The following is a 24,346-nucleotide window of genomic DNA, read 5'->3' on the forward strand; positions in this document are numbered from 1 at the left end:
TGCCGCGGCGCGCTCCTGAGTCGACCCTCTGCCGCCTTCGACTTGATCTTCGCGAATCGTCTGACTAAGGTCAGACAAAATGTCCTCGGAAGACGCCATAGGTCGCGTTCGTCGCTTCAATCGGCTCGTCACGGCCGCCGTAGGCGCCCTCGACGACAGCTTCCTCGGGCGGGGCCGATCGCTAGGCGCGGCGCGCGTGCTGAACGCCGTCGGACGTGGGCACGATGACGTCGGAAGCCTCCGGCGGGAACTCGAGCTTGATTCGGGCTTGGCCAGTCGCCTGCTCCGCAGCTTGGAGGCCGAGGACCTGCTGCGCACGGAAGCGGACCCGACCGACGCCCGCCGTCGCCGCATTGTCCTGACGGCCACCGGCCGACGGGAATTCGCCGCCTATGAAGCCTTGTCCGATGCGCAGGCCGAAGAGCTCCTTTCCCGGTGCGGCGATCAGCAAGCGTTGCTCTCGGCGATGGACTGCATCGTCGATGCGCTTTCGGCTGATCCCGTCACGATCTCGATCGTCGATCCCGCGGGGCACGTCGCTCGGGCTTGCCTGACGGGCTACTATGATGAACTCGCCCGCCGCTTTGAGGGCGGGTTCGACGTCGCCCGTTCGCGCGATCCGGACCTCGCGGACATCTCGCCGCCGCGCGGAGCCTTCTTCGTGGCCACCTCCAGAGGCCGCCCGCGCGGCTGCGTCGCGCTGCGGCGCACGGCGCCCGATCGCGCCGAGATCAAGCGGCTCTGGGTGGCGCCCGAGGCCCGTGGCCGCGGCCTGGCTCGTCGGCTCATGGCTGCGGCGGAGCAGAGGGCCGTGGAGCTCGGTCTTCGCCTCCTGAGGCTGGACACCAATCGCGCCCTCCCCGAGGCGGCGGCGCTCTACCAAGCCGACGGTTGGATCGAGATCCCTCGGTTCAATGACGATCCCTACGCGGACCGCTTCTTCGAGAAGCCGCTGACGCCCCCGAGCCCCTAAGGCGGCGTCACTCTCCCGGGGCCGCACGCGACTGCGGTCGGCGACGCCGCGCTAGCGAGATGGCTGCCCTCACGTATGACCCTAGGCGACGCGGCGCGCTGAGCCCCGACATCGGCAGCAGGAGAGGTGGCCAGCGCCGTTCTAGAAGCGAATTCGGACAATGCGCGTCTAATACATATCGCAGTCATTGACTCCGGAAAATGTCCTATGTCACGCTTCGCTCATGCGCTGGCCAATGGCTGGACCCGCCGCTGCCCATAACGCAAGCGGGATCGGCGCAAGAGCACCGCTCATCGGAGGCCGCACGGCCTTCGTCGGGGCTGCCAGTGACTGAGAAAGAACAACGCGGAAGTACAAAGCGCCGGAAGTGTTTCAAATGCCGGGGACCGGCGAAGGACAGGGGAAGTCATGGGTGTTCGGAAGACGCGGGCGCGGGGCGCCGTAGCGGCGGGTCACGCCGCAGTGGCGCTTGGCGCGGCCTTGAGCGGTGTGCCGACGGCGACGGCGGCGGCTCAGGGGACGCCCAGCGAGGCGGTGCAGCCAGAGGCGATCGGCGAGGTTGTGGTGACGGCCCGCCGCCGCGAGGAACGGATCCAGGACGTGCCGATCGCCGCCCAGGCTGTGTCAGGCGAGGCGCTGAGGGACTATGGCATAGACTCGGCGGCGGACCTCACGCGCATCACCCCGAGCCTGCAGTTCAGCGGCTCCTTCGAGACGATCCCGAAGGTCACGATCCGCGGGGTCGGCACGAGCGAGTTCACCGCCAACGTCAACCCCGCCGTGGGGCTTTATATCGACGACGTCTACCAGGGGCTGGGCGCAGGTCAGAACTTCCAGCTCTTCGACGTGGGCCGGGTCGAGGTGCTTCGCGGCCCGCAGGGGACTTTGTTCGGGAAGAACAGCACCGGTGGGGCGCTGCAGTACTTCACCGCGGACCCGGTCGACGAGTTCACCGCCCGCCTGAAGGCCGGGGTTGGTCGGTATGACCTCGTGGAAGTCGAGGCGATGGCCAACCTGCCCCTTGGCGACCGCGCCGCTCTGCGGCTCAGCGGCGTTAGGCAGAACCGAGACGGGTACTGGCGGAACCTGACGCTCGGCAGCCGCGACGGCGCCTTCGATCGATGGGCCCTGCGCGCCAAGCTCAGGGTGGAGCCCGCCGAAGGGGTCGAAGTGCTCCTGAAAGCGGCGCATGGCGACGCCGACGACGATATGCGGCGCTCCCGGCACATCGGCCGGTTGCCGTCTGGCGTGGACCTGACGGGCTATCGCGCGAGCCCCGAGTTCTGGCAGGGCGAATCCGACCAGCCCACCTTCGACCGCGTCGTCACCACCAATCTCTCTGCGCGGGTGACCGCCGACCTGGGCGCTCTGACGCTGACCTCGGTGACGGGGTATGACCGCGCGCGGCGGGACGCTTTCGAGGACAGCGACGAGAGTCCGCTGGATCTGCTGCAGGTCTCCTATCCCAGCCGTGGGCGCACGTTCAGCCAGGAGTTCCGCGCGGCCGGCGAGGTCGGAGCGCTCACCTTCGTGGGCGGCGCCTTCTACGGGACAGAGCGACACCGGAACGGCATCGAGGTCGGCTTCTTCGACTGCTTCGTCCTACAGACCTGCAGCGTGCCGGCCGCGGCGGCCGATCTTCGCGTGATCGCCGCGGCGTTCGGCATACCGACGGACGGCTTGAGCGATGCCGACGTCGAGACGGCGTTTCCGCCGTTGCTAAATGGCGCTCTCGCCGGCGCCGCCAGCCAGTACGACCTGGAGTATCGTCTCCGCGCCAAGACGGCCGCCGCCTTCGCGGAAGGCACCTACGCGCTGACGTCAGTCCTCAACGTCAGCGCAGGGCTGCGCTACACCTACGAACGTCGGACCCTGGACGGTCGTTCTCAGGCGCTCGGAGGACAGGCCCTTGGGCCGGGCTATGGCTACGGCGGGCTCCCGGCCGCCGTGGACGGGAAGAGCTGGGACGACCTGTCGGGTCGTTTAGTGCTCGATTACCGCCCGCTGCCGGACGTGCTCCTCTATGCGTCGGCCAGCCGCGCCTTCCGCGCCGGCAACTATAATGGCGGCGCCTTCAGCCGCATCGAACTCGCGCTGCCGCCTGTGGATCCGGAGAGCGTGTGGTCCTACGAAGTGGGCGCCAAGTCTCAGCTGTTTGATCGCCGTCTGACCCTAAACCTCGCGGCGTTCCACCTCGACTTCAAGGACAAGCAGGAGTTCGTCGCCCAGAACGCGCAGATCCTCCTGAGAAACGCCGCCGGCGCCCGCTCGTGGGGCTTCGAGGCCGACATGGTCTGGCGACCGTCGCGGGCCTGGACCTTCACCGGCGGCCTCGCCCTCCTGGACGCCAAGTATCGGACGTTCCTGAACGGCGGACAGGATTTCAGCGGCAATCGGCTTCCCAACGCCCCGCGCGTCTCGGCGGTGGGCTCCGCCACCTACGCCTTCGACCTGCCGGCGGCGGCAGACGCGAGGGGCTTCGTGGCGCTGGATGTCCAGCACCGATCGAAGGTCTTCTACCAGGCGAACAACGACCCGGTGACGGCTGACGACGGCTTCACCTCGCTGGATCTTCGAGCCGGCCTCACCGGTCCCGGCGAACGCCTGGCCCTGAACCTGTTCGTGAGCAACCTGCTGAACACCAAGGCCATCGTCGACTCCAACGACATCGGCGCGCCCTTCTTCGTGACCGTGGTGACCGAGAACATGCCCCGCACCTGGGGCCTCTCCCTGACCTTCACCTACTGAGGCTCCGATGCGGACAGGTTTCGCCTGGCACGAACGCATGATGTGGCACGACGCCGGGAGCGCCGCGGCAGGCGCCCTGCCGCACGCCAGCCGCTACCAACCTGGGGAGCATTTCGAGAACCCGGAAACCAAGCGTCGGCTGAAGAACCTGCTCGACGGCTACGAGATCACCGACGAGCTGGTGAGGGTCCCAGTGGCGCCGGCGAGCGATGCGGACATCCTCCGCGTCCATACGGCGGACTATCTGGAACGGCTGAAGGCGCTGGACGGGGCCGGCGGCAACGCCGGGGTCGACGATTACGACGTAGCGATGATCGCCGCCGGAGGCCTTCACATCGCGCGCCTGTCGGCCGGCGCGGCGGTTTCGGCGATGCGAGCGGTGGCCTCCGGCGAACTGAGCGCAGCCTATGCGCTGAGCCGCCCGCCGGGCCACCACGCGGAGACCGACCGCGGCCGAGGCTTCTGTGTCCTCGCCAACATCGCGATCGCCATCCGTGCCGCGCAGGCGGAAGGGCTGGTCCGGCGCGTCGCCGTGGTCGACTGGGATGTGCACCAAGGAAACGGCACGGAGCAGATCTTCTACGAGGACCCCAGTGTGCTCACCATCTCGCTGCACCAGGACGGCCTCTATCCGCCGGACCGAGGCGCGGCGGAGGACACCGGCGGCGGCGCGGGCGCGGGCGCGAACTGCAACATCCCCTTGCCGCCGGGCAGCAACGGCGAGACCTACCGCTACGCCTTCGATCGGGTCGTGCTGCCGCTGCTCCGCCGGTTTGCGCCGGATCTCGTCGTCGTCGCCTGCGGCTACGATGCCGGCGCCATGGACCCGCTCGGGCGGATGATGCTCACCTCAGCGCATTTCGGCGAGATGACTCGGCGCCTGATGGAGGCTGCGGCCGAACTCTGCGGCGGTCGGCTGGTGATCTGCCATGAAGGTGGCTACTCCGCCGCCTATGTGCCCTTCTGCGGCGCGGCCGTGATCGAGACATTGCTCGAGCGGCCGGCGCGTGTGGAGGACCCGCTGCTGCCGCTGCTGCAGAGCTTCGGCGGGCAGGGCCTGACCCCGGCGCAGCGCGAGGCCGTCGACCAGGCGGCGGCGGCCCAGGGTCTGAGCGCCGAGGCGCGGCCGTCGTGAGCCCGTTGTCGAACTGGGCCTCACCATGAGCGAGGGCGAAGATCTCCTCGTCAGGCGTCGGCGGGTCCTGGGGGTCCATGCGCCGCTGTTCTACGATGAACCTCTAGAGCTCGTCCGTGGCGAGGGCGTCTGGGCCTACGATCAGGCCGGCCGCGCCTATCTCGACGCCTACAATAACGTCCCTCACGTGGGTCACTGCCATCCGCACGTCGTGCAGGCGATCGCCGCCCAGGCCGGCGAAATCAATCTTCATACGCGCTACCTGCACCCGCGGATCGTCGGCTACGCCGAGCGCCTGCTGCAGCGCTTCCCGTCGCCGCTGTCGAACGTCCTCTTCTGCTGCACCGGCACGGAGGCCAACGAACTGGCCCTTCGTCTCGCGCGTCGGCAGACCGGCGCCACGGGCGTCATCGTCACGAGCTTCAGCTACCACGGCAATTCCCAGGCGCTGGCCGCGCTGACCACTGCCTTTCCGACGCCGGAGGCCTTCCCGGCCGAGGCTCGGACCTTCGGTCTGCCGGATACGCTGCGGGAGGCGAGCGCGACCGCAGAAATGACCGCCCGCCTCACCCAGTCGGTGACGCACGCGGTCGAGAGCCTGCAGCGCTCGGGCGCCGGCGTCGCCGCGCTTCTGATCGACGCCTCGTTCTCCACCGAAGGCCTCCCCGAGCTCGGAGCGGGCGTGCTGCGGGAGGCGGGAGATGTGGTCCGTCGCTCTGGAGGTTTGGTGATCGCCGACGAGGTCCAGGGCGGCTTCGGCCGGCAAGGCGCGAACTTCTGGTCCTACGAGCACGTCGGCCTCGTCCCCGACCTCGTCACCTTGGGCAAGCCCATGGGGAACGGCTTCCCGGTCGCGGCGGTGATCGCTCCGGCCTTCGTAGTCGACGCCCTTGGGCCGGCCTATTTCAACACCTTCGCCGGAAATCCAGTGGCGGCGGCGGCGGCCGAGGCGGTGCTCGACGTGCTGGAGGGCGAGGGCCTGCAAGGGCAGGCCCAGGTGGTGGGCGCGCGGTTGAAGGCTGAACTCGAGGCGCTGCGGACGCGGCGGCCGAGCCTGGGCGACGTCCGCGGACGCGGTCTCTATCTCGGTGCCGAGATCGTCAGCCCCGACAACGGCATGTCGCCGGACGCCGATGGCGCCCGCCGCCTTGTCAACCGGCTTCGCGAGGAGGGCGTCCTGGTGGGCCGGATCGGACCGAGCGAAAATGTGCTGAAGATCCGGCCTCCGATGGTCTTTTCGGATGAACATGTCGACGCCTTCGTCGGCGCGTTCGATCGTGCGCTTTCGGAGCCGCGGTCGTGACGCGGGATCCCCTGAACGAGGCCGAATGGGCCCCGGCGGCACGGACCGCGCTGGCGTCCTGGGGGCTCGACGGAGCCGACGTGACCCTGCTGAAGCAGCGGGAGAACGCCGTTTTCGCCGTCTCGGCAGGCGACGGCCACCGCGGAGCCCTGCGCCTGCACCGCCCCGCCTATCATGATGCTGCCGCGCTGCGGTCGGAGCTCGCTTGGGTCGCGGCGCTGGCGGCGGCGGGGCTGCCGACGCCGGCGCCGACACCCGCCCTTACGGGGGAGCTGCTGGTGCGCGTCACGCACCCGGCCCTTGCCCAGCCACGCTACGCCGACTTGCTGGAGTGGGTGGCCGGCGCTCCGGTGGCGACCACCGGAGAGCCGCTCCCCCTCAGCCTTGATGTGGACGCCCATTTCCACGCGTTGGGCGCTCTCACGGCACGGCTGCACGCCCACGCCGACGCTTGGCGGCCCCCTGACAGTTTCGCCCGTCCAGCGTGGGACCGTGCGGGGCTCGTCGGCGACGCCCCGCTGTGGGGCCGCTTTTGGGATCATCCGCAGCTTGATCGCCACGGGCGACAATTAGTGCAGGCGGCGCGGTGGGCCGCGGCGGACGACCTGGCCGCCTACGCCGCCGACGGCGGCGACTTCGGGCTGATCCACGCCGATCTCATCCCGGAGAACGTGTTGGCCTCGCCCGAGGGCCTCCAGCTCATCGACTTCGACGACTGCGGCTACGGCTGGCGCGTCTTCGACCTCGCCACGATCCTCTTCGTGCACCTGGCCGACCCGCTCTACCTGCGGGTGGAGGCCAGCCTGTTCGAGGGCTACGTGGGCGTGCGGCCGATCTCTGCGCGCGACCGCGCGCAGTTGCCGCTGTTCCTGTTCCTCCGGGCCAGCACCTACCTCGGCTGGCTGCAGACGCGGCCGGAGAGCCAGGACGGGCTGGCCATGACCCCGATGCTGATCGACGCCGCGGCCGCCTGTGCGGCCGCCTACCTCGAGGACCGCTCATGACGCTCGATCGCTCCCGCCGCCGGTCTCTGTCCCAGGCGCCCGCCGCCGTCCTCTTCGTAGCCCTGCTGCTCGGCGGCGCCGGACCTGCGGCGGCCCAAGCCCCGCTGGAGGCGGAAACCGCGACCGTCGCCCACCTCGACTTCGCGCGGGCGCCAGACTGGGTCTGGGTCACCGACTTCGTCGGCGGCTTCGGCGCCGGTCGCAACATGCTCTACGACCTGGGGTCGGGGCAGATGCTCGGGATGCTCAACACCGGTGCGGCGCCTGGCGGCATCCAGGTTGATCCGCAGCGGCGAGACGTCATCGCGGTCGAGACCCATTTCGCGCGTGGCGCGCGAGGGGCGCGCAGCGACGTCGTCACGGCCTACGACGTTCAGACCCTGGAGGTGAAGTACGAGATCGAGCTGCCGCCCAAGACCTATGTGGGCGCGGTCCGGGCCGGCCGCGCCGCCCTGCTCGATGGCGGGCGGTGGCTCGTGTCCTACAACTTCAATGGCGGGCAGTCGGTCTCGGTGACAGACCTGAAGCACCGCCGCTTCGTCGGGGAGATCGAGACCGCCGGCTGCGCCTTCGCCTACCCCCTCGGGCCGGACCGGTTCTTCATGATCTGCGGCGACGGCGCGCTCCTCGACGTCCAGCTCGACGGCGACGGCAAGCTGGCCCGCACCGCGCGGACGGGGGTTCTGCCCGGGTTCGGACCCGATCTGGTCTTCGACCATGCCGAACGGGCGGGGACGGACTGGATCCTCCTTTCGCTACGCGGCCGCGTGCTGCGGGTGGGCGCCGATCGCCGCGGGAGGTTAGCCGTGCGCCAGGTCGCTCACCTGGGCGAGCCCCCGGATCGGGGCTCGGGTCCCCTGCATCCCCGACCCGGCGCGGGCCAAGACATCGCGCGCTGGCAGCCGACAGGCCTGCAGCCGTTCGCCGTGTCGGCCGCCGGCGAGCTGTTCGTCCTCACCGCCCATGCGCCCCGTCACGCCTACCAGGACGGCGGCGACACGGTGGAGGTGTTCGACCTGGCAAGCGGCAAACGGCTGCGGCGGCTCAAGCTTCAGGCCCCAGCCGGGGCGATCGCCATCCTCGGCGACGGCGGTTCCCGCCTGGTCACCGCCCATGGCGGCGCAATGTCCGTGGAGGTCTACGATCCCGTGACCGGCGCGCGGGTGCGCAGCATCCCGGAAGCCGCGGTGGCGCCCCTATACCTTCAGGCGGCCCGATGATTTGGATCGGCGCCGCCTTGCCGATCTCCGAGGCCGCGGCGGCGGCGGCCGCCGCGGCGCTTGCGCCGGCGGCCATCGGTCACCTGGCGGATCGCCGGGGCTATGCGGCCGCGATCGAGGCCTACGGTTTGGTCCCCGCCGGGGCGGCGCCGGGGCTGGCGGTCGGGCTGCCGGTCGCGATGCTGGCTAGTGCGGCGGCGGCCCTGGCGCCGGCCACGCGGCCGCTCGGCTTGGCAGGGGCTGCTGGGTTGTTCGGCGTCTTCGCCGCGGCGGTGACGATCAATCTGATGCGCGGCCGGGCGCTGGCCTGCGGCTGCACGCCCTGGGCCGCGGAGACGGCGATCACAGCCGGCCTGGCTGCCCGCAATTTGACGGCCGCCGCGGTGTTCGGCGCGGCCGCTTTCCTCGGGAGCGCCTGGCCGCCGCTGACCGCCGCGGCCTTCTTCGCACCGCTGCTCGCCGCCGTCGCCGGGCAGGCGGCGTTCACGGGCTTGCGGAAGACAGCGAGGCTGGCGTGACGACCCTGCTGCTTGCGCTGAACATCGTCCTCTTCGTCGCCGTCGCACTCGCCTTCGCCGCCGTCGCGGCGCTGGCGCGCCAGATCGGCGTCCTCTTCGAGCGCGTCGCGCCCGCCGGCGCGCTGACCCTGCATCCGCCAAGCGGCCTCCAGGTCGGCGACGCCCTGCCCTCCATGTCAGCGGAGACGCTCACGGGGAAACCGATCGAGGTGGGGGAGGGGCGCGGCTCGTTCCGCGCCCTGCTGCTGCTGTTCGTCAGTCCAGACTGCCCCATCTGCCGAGAGCTCGCGTCGGCGTTCCGGAGCTTCGTCAAACAGGAGTCGTCCTGGTTGGAGGTCGTCTTCGCCAGCGACGGCGGGGCGCTCGAGGATCACCGCGCCTACGCCCGGTCCGAGGGTTACAGCCCAGACGGCTATGTGCTGTCGCGGTCGCTGGGTCTGGCGCTTCAGGTGCCCAAGGTCCCCTACGGCGTCCTGCTCGACCAGGACGGGGTGATCCGGGCGCGGGGGCTCATCAACAACCGCGAACACCTGGAGAGCCTCGCGGAGGCGCTGCGCCATGGGGTCGCCTCGGTCCAGGAATTCCTCGTGCAGACCCGTTCGGAGAGAAGATCATGATCCGGCCTACGCGCACTGGTCAGCGGCCGGCCACACCAGGTGTCGAGCTCGCCGCGCGGCGCCTGGCGCGCACGACGTCGCGGCGCTCGGCGCTCGCCCGCCTTGGGGGGCTCCTGGTCGGCGCCGTGGTGGCCTATCCGCTCCTGCCGGTGGGACGGGCCTCGGCCCAGGGCGGATCCTCCTCCGACGATCCTGCGCGCTGCGACTACTGGCGGCACTGCGCCATCGACGGCTATCTCTGCGGCTGCTGCGGCGGTTCGGCGACGGCCTGTCCCCCCGGGACCTCGGTCTCGCCGATCACCTGGGTCGGCACCTGTCGCAACCCAGCCGACGGGCGGGACTACATCATCTCGTACAACGACTGTTGCGGCCGCCACGGCTGCGGGCGCTGCTACTGCCACCGCAACGAAGGCGACACGCCGGCCTACCAGCCATCGACCTCCAACGACATCCAGTGGTGCGCCGGCAGCCCGGCGGACGTGGTTTACAACTGCTCCTTGGCGGTCATCGTGGGGGTGGAGAATGCCTAGCGCACGGGTCGTGGCGGCGAGCGCCGCCGTTCTTGGCAGCATGTTCGGCGCATCGGCGCTGGCGGCCCCGGACGGACAGGCGGCGTACGGCCGGTACTGCGCCGCCTGCCACGGGCGCTCCGGACAGGGCGCGCTTGGCGTGGCTCCGCCGCTTACCGCGGCCCCTACCCTGGCGCAGAGTACGGAGGGACGCGCCTATCTGGCGGCCGTGCTCGCGTCGGGCGTCGCCGGGCCGATCAAGGTTGACGGTCGGCCGTACACCGGGGTCATGGCGCGGCCGGGCGGCAGCGCCGAGGAACGCGCCGCCATTCTGAACTATATCGCCAAGACTGAGTCTAGGCGCACACGGCCGTTTCAAGCCTCCGACCTGCAGGGTGAGGCGGCGCGCCTGGCTCCCGCCGCAGTGGCGCGGACGCGGCCGGCGGCGCGATGAGGGCGGTCCTCCTGGGTCTGGCGCTGGCGGCCTGGGCGGGCGCGGGCGAAGCGGACCCGCTCAACCAGTACCGGCTGCACTGCATGGGCTGCCACCAGCCCGATGGCGCTGAAGCTCCTGGCAAGGTGCCGGCGCTTCGCGGCTCGGTCGACGGGTTCCTTCAGCGGCCGGAAGGGCGGGCCTATCTGGCGCAGGTGCCGGGCGTGGCGCAGGCGCCGCTCTCGGACGCCGACCTCGCGACGCTCCTGAACTGGACGGTGAAGACGTTCGGTGCGACCGCACGCCCTCCCGAGCCTCCGTTCACGGCGAGGGAGGTCGCGCGATTTCGCCGTGCGCCGCTCGCCCAGCCGCAGACGCGACGCAACGCGCTGCTTGGAGGGACGTCCGCGCGCTAGGGGTCGGGCTGGATCAGGCCTGCGCGGCGCCGCGGCCTCCGGCGCTGATGCACGGACCCACCTATATGGCCAATCCGCTCGCCTGCGCCGCCGCCAACGCGTCGCTGGACCTCTTCGCCGACGGGGAATGGCGCGCCCAGGTTTGCTCGAGCGCCGCGCGGCTGGCGGAAGGCCTCGCGCCGTGTCGGGCTGCGGACGGCGTCGTGGACGTCCGGGTCCGGGGCGCCATCGGCGTGGTTGCGTTTGACGCCCTGTCAACGCGGCGGGGCTCTGCCGCCGCTTCGCCTATGAAGGGGCGTGGATCCGGCCGATCGGACGGGTCGTGTACCTCACGCCCGCCTTCAACATCACGGACGCCGAGCTGGAGGTCCTCACCGGCGCGGTGCGGCGGGTGCTGCTGGACCAGGTCTAAACCAGCTGGGAGCGGCGACGCCGATCCGGCTTCTCGGCGCCCGGCTTCAGCGCCTCGGCCGCCCGGCGGCGGAGCTCTTCGCGGGAGATCTTCATGTTGGGCGTGCGCGGAAGATCCTCGAGGACCTCAAGCGCTTTCGGCATCTCCATCGGCGACAGGTCACGCGCAAGGGCCGCCTGCAGGTCGTCCAGCGTCAGCGTCCGCCCGGGGTGCAGCCGCACATAGGCCTTCACCGTCTCGCCGCGATAGGCGTCTGGCACCCCGATGACCGCCACTTCCGCGACCGCAGGGTGTTTGAGGACGGCGTTCTCCACATAGGCGGGATATATGTTGTAGCCCCCAGCGATGATCACGTCCTTCAGGCGGTCGACCGCGTAGAACACCCCATCCTCGCTCATGTAGCCGAGGTCGCCGGTGCGCAGATGGCGACCGACGAACATCGCCTCCGTCGCCTCGGGGCGACGCCAGTAACCGGCCATCACCTGCGGACCATCGACGACGATCTCGCCCACCTCGCCGGGCGGCATGCAGATCTCCGGCGCCGCCGGGTCGCGGATCTGGACGTCGGTCATCGGCAGGGGAACCCCCAGGCAGCCTGGATGGCCCTGGATCTCCCGGCGCCCGTAGATGCTGGCCGGACCGGTCTCGGTCATGCCGTAGAGGCTGAGCACGCGGCGACCGGAAAGGCCCTCCATCGCCGCGCGAACCTCGCCCGGCAGGGGCGCGGCGCCGCAAAGCGTCACCTTCAGGCCGCCGAAGTCCACCGGCCGACCGCGCGCGGCGTCTAGCAGCGCGATGATCATCGTCGGCGTGAGCATCAGCACGCTGAGCTCGCGGCGGTGGAGGAGGTCGAGCACCTCTCCCGGATTGAAGCGCGCCTGGATATGCATTCGCGCGCCCATGAAGGTGGAGGCGTTGGTGAGCGCCGATAGCCCGGCGACGTGGGTGAAGGGCAGCGCCGCCAGGACGCTCTCCTCGCCTGGGATGAGCTCCTCGAACCAGGAGCCGGCCTGCTGCGCGTTCACCGAAAGGTTGGCGTGGGTGAGCATGACACCCTTGGGCTCACCCGTGGTCCCGCCAGTGTAGCAGAGCGCCGCGAGGTCGTCGGGCTTGACCGGGCCGGGCGCCACGGGCGCGGCGAGGAGTTCGCCGAGCAGGTCGCCTGCGCCTGCACCTGCACCGTCTTCGAGCGAGAACGGGTCCGCTCCGGCGCCGGCGGTGATCACCGCCACGTCGCCCGCCTGGCGCGCAAACTCGAACACCTTGATCCGCAGCGCGGCCTCGTGGGGCCCCACGATAAGCCGAACGCCGCTGTCTTCCGCCTGGCGCGTCAGTCGGTCGACGCCATAGAGCGGATTGAATCCCACCGGGACAGCGCCGATGCGCCACGCGGCGAACTGCAGGATCGGGAAGACCGGGCTGTTGGCCATGCAGTAGCCGATCCGGTCGCCCGCGCGGATCCCGCGGTTGGCGAGTCCGCCTGCGAGCTGGCCGACCAGCTCGTCGGCCTCGCCGTAAGTGAGGCTGAAGTCGCGGTCGATCAGATAGGGTCGGTGGGCGTAGCGACGGACCGATCCTTCGAAGATCTCGTGCAGCGGGCGAGCCGGGTAGGTGGCCGTACGGAGCGCCGGCGGATAGTGCTGAAGCCAAGGGCGGCGGTGATAGGCGGCGGCGTGGCCGTCGTCCGACATGACGTTTTCCTCCAAGGCTGCGTCCGCACAAACCTTCAAAATACGGAACCGTATAGAAATACGATGAACAACATATTTGGCCGTGATACGATACCGTATTGATGCATATCGCATGAGCTCGAGAAAGGGGAATATGATGATGAGCCGCGGACCGGCGCCTCGCGCCGTGTTGGAGGCGCCGGGACGGGTTCCGACCCGCGCTCGCGCCCGGACGGGGTGGTGAGAATGACCGCAATCGCAGATGTCGAGGATCGGCAGATCCTCGGCCGCCGCTACGGCGACCTCGTGGACGTCCAACGCGGGATCATCGATCGTGCGATCTTCTGGGATCGGGCCATCTACGACCTCGAGCTGGAACGCATCTTCGCCCGCTGCTGGCATTTCGTGGCTCACGAGAGTCAGCTCCTCAACCCGGGCGACTTCCTCACATCGGTGATCGGAGAGGACCGGGTGATCGTGACCCGCGACAGGTCAGAGGCCATCCGCGTGCTGCTGAACTCCTGCCCCCACCGAGGCAACCGCGTGTGCTTCGCCGAATACGGCAATGCGCGGCAGTTCGTGTGCAATTACCACGGTTGGTCCTTCGGTCTCGACGGCGCCTTGCTGGGCATGCCCGAGGAGGAAGCCTACGCCGCCTCGCGCGGGTTTGACCGGCAGGCGGCGGGTTTGGCGGAGGCGCGGGTGCAGTCGTACCGCGGGCTGTATTTCGCCACCTTCGACGCCGAGGCGCCGAGCCTGGACGACTATCTCGGCGATTATCGGTGGTATCTCGACGTGCTCTTCGACAACGACCCGGAGGGCGTCGAATTTCTCGATGGCAACGTGAAGAGCCGTGTGCGGTGCAACTGGAAGTTCGCCGCCGACAACTTCACGGGCGACGCCTATCACGCCGCCTGGACGCACGATTCCGGAGCCCGGGCCATCATGGGCCGGGGCGTCGGCGCGGTCGATCCCGCCGTCACCTACCACGCCAACGTCAACGGCCACGGCTGGGGCTTCGGCATGGACCTGTTCTGGAACGCCATGACGTTGGGCGAGCCCGACATCGTGGCCTATCTGAAGGATAAGAGCCGCCAGTTCGAGGAGCGGCTGGGCGAGGTACGTGGCCGCATGGTCGGCGCCCTTAGCTCGGCGACCCTCTTCCCCAACTTTTCGTTCCTACCGGGCCACAACACCTTCCGCACCTGGATGCCGCGCGGTCCGGTGGAGATGGAGATCCATTCCTGGGTCGTCGTGAACAAGGCCATCGCGGACGAGTTGAAGGCGAAGTATCGGCGCGGCGTCATGCGGACCTTCTCCCCCTCCGGGGTCCTCGAGATGGACGATGTGGAGAACTGGGAGAACTGCACCCAGTCCAACGCGGGCGTCGTCACCCGCCGGCAGAAGCTGAACTACGGTCTTGGGCTGGGGTCCGAGATCGACCATCCCGTGTTGCGCGGGAACGTGCACCAGAGCCTGCTGAACGACGCCAACCAGCGCGCCTTCTACCAGCGGTGGGCCGACCTGATGTCCTCGGAACGGTGGGCCGATGTCCCGGAACGCTGACCCCGAGGCGCTCGCCGCCCTGCTCCTGCGCGCCGAGGTCGAGGCCTTCCTTGTGCGGGAGGCGCGCCTCCTCGACGAGGAGAACTACGACGCCTGGCTGGAGATGATGCACCCCGACGTGCTCTACTGGATGCCGGCGACGCAGAGCCGATACCGCCGCGACAAGGCGCCAGCCTTCGACATGGAGCGACTCGGCTATTTCGAGGACAGCCTCGAGGACCTCCGCCGCCGTGTCGACCGTGCGCGCCAACCGACGGCGTGGGCTGAGGATCCTCCGACGCGACGTGTGCACATGGTCAGCAACGTCGAGGTCGAGGCCGACGCGGACGGCGACCTCATCGTCCGGTCGATCGTGCTGAACACCCGCAACCGCACCGAGGATCACGAAGAATGGCTGATGGTCCGCAGGACGGATCGCCTGGTGCGCCTGAACGGAGGCTTGAAGATCCGGGAGCGGACCATCACCACCCCCCAGGCTGTGCTGCTCACGCGCAATCTCAACGAGTTCTTCTGAGCGGCGGACGGCGCGGATCGGCCGCAGCGGAGCCCGCCGGCGGCGGGTTTGGCCCGCCGCGGGGCGATCGTCGTCCGAGCCGCACGGAATGGGTCGGTGCAGCGGCCCAGGCGCTGAGCCGCGGGGGCGTCGACGCGGTGCGAGTCGAGGTGCTGGCTCGGGAGCTCGCCGTCACCAAGGGCAGCTTCTACGGTCGCTTCCGCGACCGGCAGGCGCTGCTCGAGGAAGTGCTGGCGAGATGGGCGCTCACGACCACCCGCGGGGCGGAGGCACTGGTCGAGCAGAAGTCGTCCGACCCTCGCGAGCGCATCCGGTTGCTCCTGGAGCTCGCCCTGGAGCCGGAGCGGGACGACGTCCCCGGCGGCCGCTTCGAGCTCGCGGTCCGGGAGTGGGCGGTGAGCGACCGCGACGCCGCCGAGGCGCTGCGCGGCGTTGACGGGTGTCGCATGGCCACGCTTGCGGCGCTTTACCGCGCCGTCGGCATGAGCGACCGGCAAGCCGAAGCCTACGCCTATCTGCTCTATGCCTTCACCATCGGCTCTAATCGGATCGAGCCGCATCTCGGCCGGAGCGATTTCGAAGCGCTGCGAAGCACGGTCGCCGACATCCTCACGCCCTGACGGCGGTGTCGCCAAGCACGCCGGCGCGCTGATGTAAGACAATAATCGAGTGTGGACGCATCATAAATGTTTTGTAAGATGTCGCCATGTTCGGAGATCACATGATGTCACAGCCGGGCGAGGGCGGCGGCGCCCTGGCGCCCCTGCAGGATCTGCGCATTCAGCTGCTGGTCGCGACCCAGGCGGGCAACGCCCTGCTCGTGGCCGAGGCGCTCGAGCGTCGCCTTCGCGTCGCCGGTCTTCACCGGGTGGAGCTGGTGCCGGAGGGCGAAACCCCGGACCCGACCTTCGCCGGCGTCGATGTGCTCGTGGCCTGTATCGCGACCCACGGGGACGGCGGGGTCCCTGACGCCTTCGAACCGGTGTTCGAGGCGCTCAGCCAGGATGCGACGCCGCTGGCGGCGCTGCGCTATGGAGTCGTGGCGCTTGGCGACAGGACGTACAAGCAGTTCTGCGGCGGCGGCCGGTCCGTCGACGCCATGCTTGCGGCGCGCGGCGCGCGGCGGGTCGGCGAGATCTGCTGCATTGATGCATCGAGCCAGCCGTTCGCCGACGAGGTGGCGGAGGACTGGCTCAAGGCCTGGCTCGTGGAGCTTGTCGTCGCCGTCTCCCAGGGAGGAGATTGATGGACCGGACCGCCTACCCCCCATCTCGCTGGCCGACCTCGGCGGCCATGTTCCAGGCCTGGTTCGATGCGCCGTCGGAGGCCTCGCCGTTCAAGCGCCGCGGCCTTGAGGGCTGGGGCGCAGTCTCTTGGCGAGAGTTGGCCGAGATGGTCCAGGAAATTGGCGCCGGCGCCCTGGCGTGGGGGCTCGAACCCGGGGCGGCGGTGGCGATCCTCGCCTCGACGTCGCCCGAGTGGCTCGCCATTGACATGGCGCTGCAGGGCGCTGGCCTAGTCACGGCAGGGCTTTATCCCACCGATCCCCCGCCGAAGATCGCCTATGTTCTGCAGGATTGCCGCGCCCGCGTGGTCTTCGCCGACACCGACGAGCAGGTGGAGAAGCTTCGGCGGGTTCGCGAGACCCATCCGGTCGAGCTCATCGTTGTTCTGCCCGCCGCCGCCACGCCCGACGAGCCCGGCTTCATGAGCCTTGCGGCCTGGCGCGCGCTGGGGCGTGCGGCGCTCAAGGCGGAACCGGGCGCCTGGCGGGCTGCGGGAGCCGCCGTCGAGCCGGAAGCCACGGCCATCCTGATCTACACATCGGGAACCACGGGTCCGCCCAAGGGGGCGATGATCTCGCACCGCGCCCTGGCTTACCAGATCTCCCACGCCCCGCAGGTGTTCGGCATCTCCGCCGGCTGGAGCCGGCCCGCCTTCCTGCCGCTCTGCCACGTCGCTGAGCGACTGTTCTCTTACTTCAGCCTGGCGACGGGCGGGACATCCTGGTTTGTTGATGGCCCGGTCGGCCTCATCGGCGACCTGCCACATATCCGGCCGCAGCTGCTGCTCGGCGTCCCTCGGGTCTATGAGAAGATCCAGGCAGCCGGCGAAGCCTGGCTCGCCGCCCAGCCGCCGGAGCAGGCGGCCGCCGTCCGCGCCGACCTGGCGCGCAGCCTGGCTTCGATGGAGCGGGGGGAGGGGCCGCTGTCCGAGACGCCGGCGCTTCAGAGCCTGCGAGTCGCCATGGGCGCGGATCGGGCGCGAGCGTTCATCTCCGGAGGGGCCCGCTTCCCCGAAGCCCTGATGACCTGGATGCACGCCGTCGGAGCGCCGGTTCGAGAGCTCTATGGGATGACCGAGTGCGGGTGCCTCTCGACGCAGGAGGAGCGCCCGACCCGCGGCGGGATGGTCGGGCGCCCCTGCGCGTTCGGCGAGCTGGCGATCGCCGAAAACGGCGAGGTCCGGGTGCGCGGCCCGCATCTCTTCAGCGGCTACCTCAATCTTCCCGACAAGACAGGGGAGGTGCTGCGCGACGGCTGGTTCCACACCGGCGACGTAGGTGAACTCGATCCCGAGGGCCGACTGATCCTCCTGGACCGCATTAAGGACATCATCATCAGTTCCAGCGGCAAGAACATCACGCCGTCCGAGATCGAAAGCGCCCTGAAGGCCAGCCCGCTCATCTCAGATGCGGTCGCGGTGGGCGATGGCCGCCATTACGTGACCGCCCTCATCCTGATCGATCGGGCCGCGGTTGAATCCGCGCTTGCGCGGAAGGGCGAGCATTGCGCGGACTTCGCAGCCCTTGCAGCCCACCCGCTCACCGAAGCGCTGGTGGCCGAGGCCGTGGCCGAGGCGAACGGCCGGCTGTCGAGGCCGGAGAGCGTGCGGAAGTTCCGGATCCTTCCGCAGGAGTTCGGGCCGTCGGACGAGGTGATGACGCCCACGCTGAAGATCAAGCGGAGCGTGCTGATCGGCAAGTTCCAGTCCCTCGTGGACGAGATGTACGCCGCGTCGGTCGAGCCGACGCGGCCGGGAAGGGTGCAGGCATGACGACGCTTCAGAACCGCCAGTTCCGATTGGCGCGGCGACCGCAGGGGAGCCTGACCCGCGAGGATTTTCGCTGGGTGACGGAGCCGCCGCCGAAACCTGGTCCGGGCGAATTCGTCGTTCGCAACACCTGGCTCAGCCTCGATCCGGCCATGCGGGCCTGGGCGAGCGCGACGCCGTCCTACATCCCCCCGGTGCAGATCGACGCGGTGATGCGAGCCTTCGCAGCGGGGATCGTCGTGGAGTCCCAGCATCCTGACTGGCCTGTCGGGACCGGCGCGGCCGGTCTCCTCGGCATGCAGGACTACGCCTGCACGGACGGGGAGGGCGTCCGGCGGGCGCTGCCGGGCGCGCCCCTATCAGCCATGCTGAGCATCCTGGGGCTTCACGGCCTCACCGCCTATTTCGGGCTCCTTGAGGTCGGCCGGCCGCGCCCCCGGGAGACGGTGCTGGTCTCCGCCGCTGCGGGCGGCGTCGGCTCCCTGGTCATCCAGATCGCGCGGATCATGGGCTGCCGCCCGGTCGGCATCGCCGGCGGTCCGGACAAGTGCGCCCAGGTCCGCGCGCTGGGCGCGGAGGCGGTGGACTACAAGGCTCCGGACTTCCACGCCCAGCTGAAAGCGGCCTGTCCCGAAGGCGTCGACGTCTTCTTCGACAACGTCGGCGGCGAGATCCTTGAAGCGGCGCTGCGACGCCTGAACCTCCATGGCCGTGTCGTGCTCTGCGGGGCCATCTCCCAATATAACGCCGAGCGCCCCCAGGGGCCGTCGAACTACCTGGTCCTGCTTTCCAAGCGCGGCCGAATGGAAGGCTTCGTCTACTTCGACTTCCTGCACAGGTTCGACGAGGCCGAGCAGGCGCTCGCGACCTGGCTGGAGCGTGGCTGGCTGCAGTACCGGGAGGAGGTCGTTGAGGGTCTGGAGAACGCGCCGGACGCGATTGGCAAGCTCTTCGAGGGAGCCAACACCGGGAAGCTCCTCGTGCGCATCGCCGACGAAGCCGAGGCCCAGCAGCTGGCGCGCGCGGCCCCCAGCGCGCCCGAGCCCGCGTGAGGCTGACATGCGCCTGGACCGCCTAACTCCGCTGCGATTGGAGGCCCCTGCGGCCGCGCTGGTCGACCTGAAATCGCGGCTCGCCGCGCACCGCCCCCCGCGGCGATCCCGGATGACCGGCTGGCGAATGGGGATCGATCTGGCCTATCTCGACAATCTTGTCGGCTATTGGCGACAAGGCTTCGACTGGCGGGCCGCCGAGGCCGAGCTCAATCTCCAGGAGCGCTACACCGCCCCGGTCCGGGTCGACGGCGCGGAGCTGCGGCTCCATATTACCCTCGACCGTGCGGCGCGGCCCGACGCCCCCGTGGTGGTGGTCATCCCGGGCTGGCCGTCGAGCCTCCTCGAGTACCGTCGGGTTGCGGACCGCCTGGCGCGGCCGGAGGCCTATGGCGGCGCCGCCGAGCAGGGGGCGACCGTCCTCGGCGTGGAGCTGCCAGGCTTCGGTCTGTCGCAGGCGCCGGACGGGCCGATGACGCCGCGTGACATGGCCAAGCTCCTGCAAGCGTTGTTCAGCGACGTGCTGGCGCTGGAACCGGTCGTTGTCCATGGCGCCGACTGGGGCGCCGTCGCCGCCTCATGGCTGGCGGCCGATCATCCGGAGCGCGTGCGGGGGCTGCATCTCTCGATGCTGGGTCTGCGGCCCGGCGACCTCAGATCGCCCCCGCTCAACGATGAGGAGAAGGCGTGGCTCGGGGAGACCCGCGCCCGACTGGAGGCCGATCGCGGCTATTCCGAGCTCCAGGGCACGCGGCCCAACACCGCCGCCGTCGGCCTTGGCGATTCACCCGCCGCCCTGGCCGCCTGGATGATCGAGAAGTATCACGGCTGGAGCGGCGCCGGACCCGACGCGCCGCCGCCGCTGCCCAGGGACGAACTGCTGACCGCCGTGAGCCTGTACTGGCTGTTCGGCGACCTGGCCGCGGCGAACTGGGTGTACTGGGCCGATCGCAACCTTGGCGGCATCGCGCTTGCGCCGGGCCAGCGGGTCACGGCGCCGACCGGCTTTGCCTTCTTCGGCGGGGGTTTCTTTCCCGTTCCGCCGCGCAGCTGGGCCGATCGGGCCTATGACGTGCGAAGCTGGGACGTATTCCCGGACGGCGGCCACTTTGCGGCCTGGCTTCGCCCCGAGGAGCTGGCGACCAGCCTTGGCGCCTTTGCGGCGCGAAGCCGATGAGCAGCCCGCTGACCGCCGCCGTCGTCGGCGCCGGGCCCGCCGGCTTCTACGCCGCCGATGCGCTGCTGCGGCGCGCGCCGGGAGCCCGCGTGGACATCTTCGAACGCCTGCCGACCCCCTTCGGCCTGGTCCGCGCGGGGGTCGCCCCCGATCACCAGGGCACCAAGGCGGTGATCCGGCAGTTCGAGCGCACCCTCGACCGGCCCGAGGTGCGGTTCTTCGGCAACGTGGAGGTCGGCCGCGACATCGGTCTCGCCGACCTGACCCGTCGCTATGACCTGGTGCTCCTGGCCACCGGAGCGGCGGGTGATCGTCGGTTGGAGATCCCGGGCGCGGAGCTCCCGGGCGTGCTTGTCGCCGGTGACCTCGTGCGCTGGCTAAATGGTCACCCCGACCACCGCGAGCTGCAGCCCCCGATTGGCCGCACCGTCCTGGTGCTCGGCGCCGGCAACGTCGCCCTGGACATCGCGCGCTTGCTCGCCAAGACGCCCCAGGAGATGGCGGGGTCGGATCTCTGCACCCATGCCCGCCACATCTCAGGACAGGCCCGCCGCATCACCCTCGTCGCCCGCGGCGGCGTCGAGGCCTGTCGGTTCAGCGCGACGGAACTGCAGGCGTTCCTCTCACTCGCCCGGGCCGAGCTGATCCTGGCGCCGGAGGAGCGCGCGGGCCTGCAGCGGCTCGCCGAGGAGGCGCCGCTGCGCCGCGCCCTCGAGTCCCTTCCATCGGCGCCGCGAGGCGCGCCGTGCCTGATAGATCTGCGCTTCGGCTTGGTCCCGCGCGCCGTGCTGGGCGACGTCCGGGCGACGGCCGTCGGGTTCCAGCGTCCCGATGGCGGGACCCTGGTCCTGCCGGCCGACACGGTTGTCGCCGCCATCGGCGCCCTGCCGCCCGTGGCGGCCGAAGACCCGCCGAACGTCGTGCGTGTGGGATGGGCGGCCGGTGAGTTCGGCGCGATTCCAGCCAGCCGGTCACATGCCGGACGCCAGGTCGAGGCGGCCTTGGCGGGGCTGCGCTCGGCCGGATACGCCCAGCCGGTCCGAAGCGCCGAGCTGCCCTACGCGGTGGATGCTTGCGGCTGGCGGCGCATCGACGCCGCCGAGGTGGCGGCGGCCGAGGCCGGCCGGCCGCGCGAGAAGCTGGCCCGCTGGAAAGACCTCAAGGCCGCCGCCTCAGATGAGACAAACGCGGCATTGTGACTCGCAAAAAGTGTAGTATATTGGGCGCATCCACGGAGGCGACCCATGCGCTACTATGACAAAGGCGACCCAATGCCGGAGGACTACCGGCAAGCCCTGCTGCACCTGCTGACGTTCCAGGCCGACTCTGAATATGCGGGGGCCCAACGCGTCTCCGAGAACCTGCAGTTCGCGCCTCGGCCCGAAGAGGCCTACCGGCTCTCCAAGAAGGCCATGGAGGAGTACGGCCATGCCTTCTACCTGTGGACGCTTTGCGAGGACCTCGGTGTCGACGTCCGCAGCCGCCTGGCCGAGCTGCGGGACAATCCGGAAAATCCCGATCCGAAGAAGGTGAACATCATCAATGGTTTCCGGCGCGAATACTGGAAGGATCAGTTCCAGTGCTGGGAAGACGTCGCGATGATGTCGTGCGTCACCACCCCAGGCGCGGTGATCTTCCTCGGCCAGTACACCAAGTGCTCCTATCTGCCCTGGGCGAAGGTCTCGGAGCGGATCGCGCGCGAGGAAGTGGGCCATATGGGCTTCGGCGTCTGGGCCGTGAAGCGCATCATCGAATTCGGCGGTGAGCCTGCCCGCGAGCGCCTGCAGCGGCGGGTGCCGAAGTTCCTCGCCATGGGCATGGGGATGTACGGCCGCCCTTCGAACAAGGGCGACGTTCAGTCCCAGAACTTCGACCGCTATTACGAAATGGGACTGAAGATCATGCGGCCGGAGGAATGCCAGGCCGAGTACCTGGAACTCGTCCAGGAACGCCTGAAGGACGTCGGCCTGGAATATGTTCCCGGCGTCGAACCCGACTACAACCAGCGCATGGGCTACGCCATGGACGACGTGGACCTTGACCGCGCTGTCGCCGAGGCGGCCGCCTAGGCTGCGGTCCGCGGCCGGGTCAGGCCGCCGAAGCGCGCCCATAGCGCCTCCGAAGGGGCGCGGATGGGGCCTTCGGCGGTTCTGACGTTGGCTTCGAGATAGGCCTCGGAGGCCGGCAGCACCCGATCGTAGATGTTGCGGCAGAGCACGAACGCCATTTCGCCCGCCCACACGGCGGGCAGGTACTCCCGCGGAAGCCGCGGATCGCGAAGCGCGATTCGGCGATACTCGGTCATCAGCAGGGCGCGGATGACATAGCCGAGCTCCGGGTCGACCCTCGTGGTGCGCTCCAGCTGCGCCCAGATCGGCCGGAAGCGCTGCAAGAACGACTCGTAGCCCGCCTCCAACTCGGCGATGTTCCAGGCGTCGGCCACCATCGCCTTCATCACCTCGGGCTTCGCGGTGCCGGCTGCCCGCGCCTCGAATATTTGGACCTTTTCGCCCAGCCCCTGCTCGCGCAGGAAACTATCCAGCCCTTCGATCTCAGGCTCGACGCTGACGAACACGTGCGGCGAGATCTGGCCCACGCCGCGCCACAGAAGTTTCTTTCGGATCGCGGTGTAGGCGCGGACGCTGAGGCCGGCCGAACCTGTCATGATCAGCCGCCAGGTCCCGTTCCACGGCCGCTCGGGCGTGCCGTAGATCTGCGGGTAGTACTCCGCGATCGTGCGGACGTGCTCGTCCGTGAGTGCGTAGTAGCTGTGCTTGCCGACACGGGTTGGGTTGAGCCAGCGGTCCTTAGCCAGACGAAGCGCCGTGGTGCGCGCGAGGTACTCGGCAATGCCGAACGGCTCGGTCATCTGCACGAGGCTGCCGAGCCAGACCGTGCCCCCATGAGGCACGAGCATGTCCCCGTAGATGGTGGCGATCAGGTTCTTCGGGTTGATCTTGGCCGTCTCGCGCAGTTTGGCGACCGCCCGTCGCAGCGCTCCTTCGCTCATTCTGGTCCTGCCCACCCCTCGCGCCCGCCTACTGGGCGGGCGTTGTGCTCAGCGCCGTGGCGACGGCGACGCGGAGAGCGCCGAACGCCTCTACGGCATCCTCGTACGCGTCCCGCGCCTCGGCGTAAACTTCGACGAGGTCGGGGCGCGCGCCGTGCTGCAGAATCTGGGCGTGAGCCGCGTCGCAGGTCTCGAGCAGGCCGTCGATCTCGGCGCGCTGATCGGCATAGCGCTGCAGCAGCTCACGGGTCGTGGGGATGAGTTCGCCAAGCTCCGGCGGCGCGATGAAGTCGCGGCGCAGGACCGGCCAGGCGAGATCAAGGTCGACCGCCTGCGGCCCGAACCCCGGCTGCTTGTAACCGAACCTGGCGAGGTTGCGACGCCGGACGATTTCGTCCGTGGTTGTGGTGACGCGGTTCATTGGTTCTCCTCCGCCAGCTGGGCGTCCACGAGATAGAGGCGATCCTGGCCGAAATAGGCCTGGTCCCCCACGACGATCCACGGCACGCCGAAACACCGGGCCTTGGCCGCCGCCGCATTCGCTTCGGAGAGCCGGCGGGCGGCGTGGGGGGCGCTGGCGAGGGTCTCGATCTCACCGGCGGGCAGGCCGGTGGCCGCCTCGAGGTCTGCGGCCGCGCTGATCGGCTGGCCCTGCCCGAACAGTCGTCCCCAGGTGTCCTGTATGAAGCGGGTCGCCCGCTCCGGGTCCGCCTCGGCGAGTGCGTGGGCCGCCAGGCGCGCCAGCCCGGCGTCGGGCGGAGCCCTGGGATAGACGATCTCCACGCCGCGGTGAGCCGCGACGCGGGCGGCGTCGCGCACGATATAGCCGCGCCGCAATGGCCGGACGGCCTCGAAGGCCTCTAGCGACCCCTGAGCCGACCAGACGGCGGTGATGTCGATCGGGCGCCACCGCACGGCCCGGCCGCGCCGGACCGCGATCTGCGGCAGTTCAAGGCTTGCGAGGTAGCTGTAGGGCGAGCCGAACTCGAAGAAGAAGTCGATCGGATCCTTCACG

The 24,346-nt window shown here is 69.7% G+C and carries 24 protein-coding genes and 1 pseudogene; 21 read left to right on the top strand and 4 right to left on the bottom strand.

What is annotated here, in order from left to right; genetic code table 11:
- Positions 1-79 precede the first annotated feature (79 nt).
- The 12 genes and pseudogenes from AC2D8W_RS15170 to AC2D8W_RS15225 form a co-directional block, all read left to right on the top strand.
- The gene (locus AC2D8W_RS15170; RefSeq protein WP_484672217.1) at positions 80-973 is read left to right on the top strand and encodes a bifunctional helix-turn-helix transcriptional regulator/GNAT family N-acetyltransferase; all 894 of its coding nucleotides are present in this window, start codon (positions 80-82) and stop codon (positions 971-973) included.
- Between the two features lie 489 nt (positions 974-1,462).
- Positions 1,463-3,721, top strand: coding sequence for a TonB-dependent receptor (locus tag AC2D8W_RS15175; RefSeq protein WP_484672325.1), 2,259 nt, complete (start codon positions 1,463-1,465; stop codon positions 3,719-3,721).
- A gap of 40 nt (positions 3,722-3,761) precedes the next feature.
- Positions 3,762-4,856 carry a class II histone deacetylase gene (locus AC2D8W_RS15180; protein ID WP_484672218.1) on the top strand — a complete coding sequence of 365 codons (1,095 nt, stop codon included), beginning with the start codon at positions 3,762-3,764 and terminating at the stop codon, positions 4,854-4,856.
- A 25-nt stretch (positions 4,857-4,881) separates the two neighbouring features.
- Positions 4,882-6,159, top strand: coding sequence for an aspartate aminotransferase family protein (locus AC2D8W_RS15185; protein ID WP_484672219.1), 1,278 nt, complete (start codon positions 4,882-4,884; stop codon positions 6,157-6,159).
- On the top strand, positions 6,156-7,163 hold the full coding sequence (locus AC2D8W_RS15190; RefSeq protein ID WP_484672220.1) for a phosphotransferase enzyme family protein: 1,008 nt from the start codon (positions 6,156-6,158) through the stop codon (positions 7,161-7,163). The genes AC2D8W_RS15185 and AC2D8W_RS15190 overlap by 4 nt, the downstream gene beginning before the upstream one ends.
- Positions 7,160-8,383: an amine dehydrogenase large subunit gene (locus AC2D8W_RS15195; protein ID WP_484672221.1), complete on the top strand. Its 1,224-nt coding sequence runs from the start codon at positions 7,160-7,162 to the stop codon at positions 8,381-8,383. The genes AC2D8W_RS15190 and AC2D8W_RS15195 overlap by 4 nt, the downstream gene beginning before the upstream one ends.
- Positions 8,380-8,901 (top strand): MauE/DoxX family redox-associated membrane protein, encoded by a 522-nt coding sequence (locus tag AC2D8W_RS15200; protein WP_484672222.1) that lies wholly within the window; start codon positions 8,380-8,382, stop codon positions 8,899-8,901. Before AC2D8W_RS15195 ends, AC2D8W_RS15200 begins: the two co-directional genes overlap by 4 nt.
- Positions 8,898-9,518, top strand: a complete 621-nt coding sequence (locus AC2D8W_RS15205) for a thioredoxin domain-containing protein (RefSeq protein WP_484672223.1) — start codon at positions 8,898-8,900, stop codon at positions 9,516-9,518. Before AC2D8W_RS15200 ends, AC2D8W_RS15205 begins: the two co-directional genes overlap by 4 nt.
- The gene (locus AC2D8W_RS15210; RefSeq protein WP_484672224.1) at positions 9,515-10,048 is read left to right on the top strand and encodes a methylamine dehydrogenase light chain; all 534 of its coding nucleotides are present in this window, start codon (positions 9,515-9,517) and stop codon (positions 10,046-10,048) included. The genes AC2D8W_RS15205 and AC2D8W_RS15210 overlap by 4 nt, the downstream gene beginning before the upstream one ends.
- A gap of 10 nt (positions 10,049-10,058) precedes the next feature.
- Complete coding sequence (locus tag AC2D8W_RS15215) at positions 10,059-10,481, top strand: c-type cytochrome (protein ID WP_484672225.1); 423 nt, start codon at positions 10,059-10,061, stop codon at positions 10,479-10,481.
- A complete protein-coding gene (locus tag AC2D8W_RS15220; RefSeq protein WP_484672226.1) occupies positions 10,478-10,876 on the top strand; it encodes a hypothetical protein in 399 nt (132 codons plus the stop codon). Before AC2D8W_RS15215 ends, AC2D8W_RS15220 begins: the two co-directional genes overlap by 4 nt.
- A gap of 41 nt (positions 10,877-10,917) precedes the next feature.
- Positions 10,918-11,288, top strand: a pseudogene (locus tag AC2D8W_RS15225) (aminotransferase class III-fold pyridoxal phosphate-dependent enzyme); the annotation flags it as partial.
- Here AC2D8W_RS15225 and AC2D8W_RS15230 read toward each other — a convergent pair.
- Positions 11,285-12,979, bottom strand: coding sequence for an AMP-binding protein (locus AC2D8W_RS15230; protein ID WP_484672227.1), 1,695 nt, complete (start codon positions 12,977-12,979; stop codon positions 11,285-11,287). The pseudogene AC2D8W_RS15225 and the gene AC2D8W_RS15230 sit on opposite strands and share 4 nt — an antisense overlap.
- A 225-nt stretch (positions 12,980-13,204) precedes the next feature.
- Between AC2D8W_RS15230 and AC2D8W_RS15235 the strand changes: the two genes are divergently transcribed.
- The 9 genes from AC2D8W_RS15235 (at position 13,205) to AC2D8W_RS15275 (ending at position 22,390) form a co-directional block, all read left to right on the top strand.
- Positions 13,205-14,524 (top strand): aromatic ring-hydroxylating dioxygenase subunit alpha, encoded by a 1,320-nt coding sequence (locus AC2D8W_RS15235; RefSeq protein ID WP_484672228.1) that lies wholly within the window; start codon positions 13,205-13,207, stop codon positions 14,522-14,524.
- Entirely contained in the window at positions 14,508-15,038 is a 531-nt protein-coding gene (locus tag AC2D8W_RS15240) for a 3-phenylpropionate/cinnamic acid dioxygenase subunit beta (RefSeq protein WP_484672229.1), read from the top strand. Before AC2D8W_RS15235 ends, AC2D8W_RS15240 begins: the two co-directional genes overlap by 17 nt.
- Positions 15,035-15,658, top strand: a complete 624-nt coding sequence (locus tag AC2D8W_RS15245; protein ID WP_484672326.1) for a TetR/AcrR family transcriptional regulator — start codon at positions 15,035-15,037, stop codon at positions 15,656-15,658. The genes AC2D8W_RS15240 and AC2D8W_RS15245 overlap by 4 nt, the downstream gene beginning before the upstream one ends.
- Positions 15,659-15,759: 101 nt before the next feature.
- On the top strand, positions 15,760-16,284 hold the full coding sequence (locus AC2D8W_RS15250) for a flavodoxin domain-containing protein (RefSeq protein WP_484672230.1): 525 nt from the start codon (positions 15,760-15,762) through the stop codon (positions 16,282-16,284).
- The gene (locus AC2D8W_RS15255; protein WP_484672231.1) at positions 16,284-18,095 is read left to right on the top strand and encodes an AMP-dependent synthetase/ligase; all 1,812 of its coding nucleotides are present in this window, start codon (positions 16,284-16,286) and stop codon (positions 18,093-18,095) included. The genes AC2D8W_RS15250 and AC2D8W_RS15255 overlap by 1 nt, the downstream gene beginning before the upstream one ends.
- Complete coding sequence (locus tag AC2D8W_RS15260) at positions 18,092-19,144, top strand: NADP-dependent oxidoreductase (protein WP_484672232.1); 1,053 nt, start codon at positions 18,092-18,094, stop codon at positions 19,142-19,144. The genes AC2D8W_RS15255 and AC2D8W_RS15260 overlap by 4 nt, the downstream gene beginning before the upstream one ends.
- Before the next feature lie 7 nt (positions 19,145-19,151).
- On the top strand, positions 19,152-20,321 hold the full coding sequence (locus tag AC2D8W_RS15265) for an epoxide hydrolase family protein (protein WP_484672233.1): 1,170 nt from the start codon (positions 19,152-19,154) through the stop codon (positions 20,319-20,321).
- Positions 20,318-21,520, top strand: a complete 1,203-nt coding sequence (locus tag AC2D8W_RS15270) for an FAD-dependent oxidoreductase (RefSeq protein ID WP_484672234.1) — start codon at positions 20,318-20,320, stop codon at positions 21,518-21,520. The genes AC2D8W_RS15265 and AC2D8W_RS15270 overlap by 4 nt, the downstream gene beginning before the upstream one ends.
- 45 nt (positions 21,521-21,565) lie before the next feature.
- Positions 21,566-22,390, top strand: a complete 825-nt coding sequence (locus tag AC2D8W_RS15275; protein ID WP_484672235.1) for a Phenylacetic acid catabolic protein — start codon at positions 21,566-21,568, stop codon at positions 22,388-22,390.
- Here the strand turns inward: AC2D8W_RS15275 and AC2D8W_RS15280 are convergent.
- Genes AC2D8W_RS15280 through AC2D8W_RS15290 form a run of 3 tightly spaced genes read right to left on the bottom strand, consistent with a single transcriptional unit; the run spans position 22,387 to position 24,345 of the window.
- Positions 22,387-23,331 (bottom strand): PaaX family transcriptional regulator, encoded by a 945-nt coding sequence (locus AC2D8W_RS15280; RefSeq protein WP_484672236.1) that lies wholly within the window; start codon positions 23,329-23,331, stop codon positions 22,387-22,389. The genes AC2D8W_RS15275 and AC2D8W_RS15280 overlap by 4 nt on opposite strands.
- 28 nt (positions 23,332-23,359) lie before the next feature.
- Positions 23,360-23,752, bottom strand: coding sequence for a hypothetical protein (locus AC2D8W_RS15285; protein WP_484672237.1), 393 nt, complete (start codon positions 23,750-23,752; stop codon positions 23,360-23,362).
- Complete coding sequence (locus AC2D8W_RS15290; RefSeq protein WP_484672238.1) at positions 23,749-24,345, bottom strand: DsbA family protein; 597 nt, start codon at positions 24,343-24,345, stop codon at positions 23,749-23,751. The genes AC2D8W_RS15285 and AC2D8W_RS15290 overlap by 4 nt, the downstream gene beginning before the upstream one ends.
- Position 24,346 lies beyond the last annotated feature (1 nt).

The sequence above is a fragment of the Phenylobacterium sp. T106 genome (genome assembly GCF_057219735.1).

Excerpts from the sequence above, each read along its gene's own strand:
- AC2D8W_RS15185 (WP_484672219.1), top strand. The coding sequence starts at position 4,882 with ATGAGCGAGGGCGAAGATCTCCTCGTCAGGCGTCGGCGGGTCCTGGGG.
- AC2D8W_RS15220 (WP_484672226.1), top strand. The coding sequence starts at position 10,478 with ATGAGGGCGGTCCTCCTGGGTCTGGCGCTGGCGGCCTGGGCGGGCGCG.
- AC2D8W_RS15195 (WP_484672221.1), top strand. The coding sequence starts at position 7,160 with ATGACGCTCGATCGCTCCCGCCGCCGGTCTCTGTCCCAGGCGCCCGCC.
- AC2D8W_RS15235 (WP_484672228.1), top strand. The coding sequence starts at position 13,205 with ATGACCGCAATCGCAGATGTCGAGGATCGGCAGATCCTCGGCCGCCGC.
- AC2D8W_RS15255 (WP_484672231.1), top strand. The coding sequence starts at position 16,284 with ATGGACCGGACCGCCTACCCCCCATCTCGCTGGCCGACCTCGGCGGCC.
- AC2D8W_RS15270 (WP_484672234.1), top strand. The coding sequence starts at position 20,318 with ATGAGCAGCCCGCTGACCGCCGCCGTCGTCGGCGCCGGGCCCGCCGGC.
- AC2D8W_RS15230 (WP_484672227.1), bottom strand. The coding sequence starts at position 12,979 with ATGTCGGACGACGGCCACGCCGCCGCCTATCACCGCCGCCCTTGGCTT.
- AC2D8W_RS15240 (WP_484672229.1), top strand. The coding sequence starts at position 14,508 with ATGTCCCGGAACGCTGACCCCGAGGCGCTCGCCGCCCTGCTCCTGCGC.
- AC2D8W_RS15170 (WP_484672217.1), top strand. The coding sequence starts at position 80 with ATGTCCTCGGAAGACGCCATAGGTCGCGTTCGTCGCTTCAATCGGCTC.
- AC2D8W_RS15180 (WP_484672218.1), top strand. The coding sequence starts at position 3,762 with ATGTGGCACGACGCCGGGAGCGCCGCGGCAGGCGCCCTGCCGCACGCC.
- AC2D8W_RS15250 (WP_484672230.1), top strand. The coding sequence starts at position 15,760 with ATGATGTCACAGCCGGGCGAGGGCGGCGGCGCCCTGGCGCCCCTGCAG.
- AC2D8W_RS15200 (WP_484672222.1), top strand. The coding sequence starts at position 8,380 with ATGATTTGGATCGGCGCCGCCTTGCCGATCTCCGAGGCCGCGGCGGCG.
- AC2D8W_RS15260 (WP_484672232.1), top strand. The coding sequence starts at position 18,092 with ATGACGACGCTTCAGAACCGCCAGTTCCGATTGGCGCGGCGACCGCAG.
- AC2D8W_RS15275 (WP_484672235.1), top strand. The coding sequence starts at position 21,566 with ATGCGCTACTATGACAAAGGCGACCCAATGCCGGAGGACTACCGGCAA.
- AC2D8W_RS15280 (WP_484672236.1), bottom strand. The coding sequence starts at position 23,331 with ATGAGCGAAGGAGCGCTGCGACGGGCGGTCGCCAAACTGCGCGAGACG.
- AC2D8W_RS15210 (WP_484672224.1), top strand. The coding sequence starts at position 9,515 with ATGATCCGGCCTACGCGCACTGGTCAGCGGCCGGCCACACCAGGTGTC.
- AC2D8W_RS15285 (WP_484672237.1), bottom strand. The coding sequence starts at position 23,752 with ATGAACCGCGTCACCACAACCACGGACGAAATCGTCCGGCGTCGCAAC.
- AC2D8W_RS15265 (WP_484672233.1), top strand. The coding sequence starts at position 19,152 with ATGCGCCTGGACCGCCTAACTCCGCTGCGATTGGAGGCCCCTGCGGCC.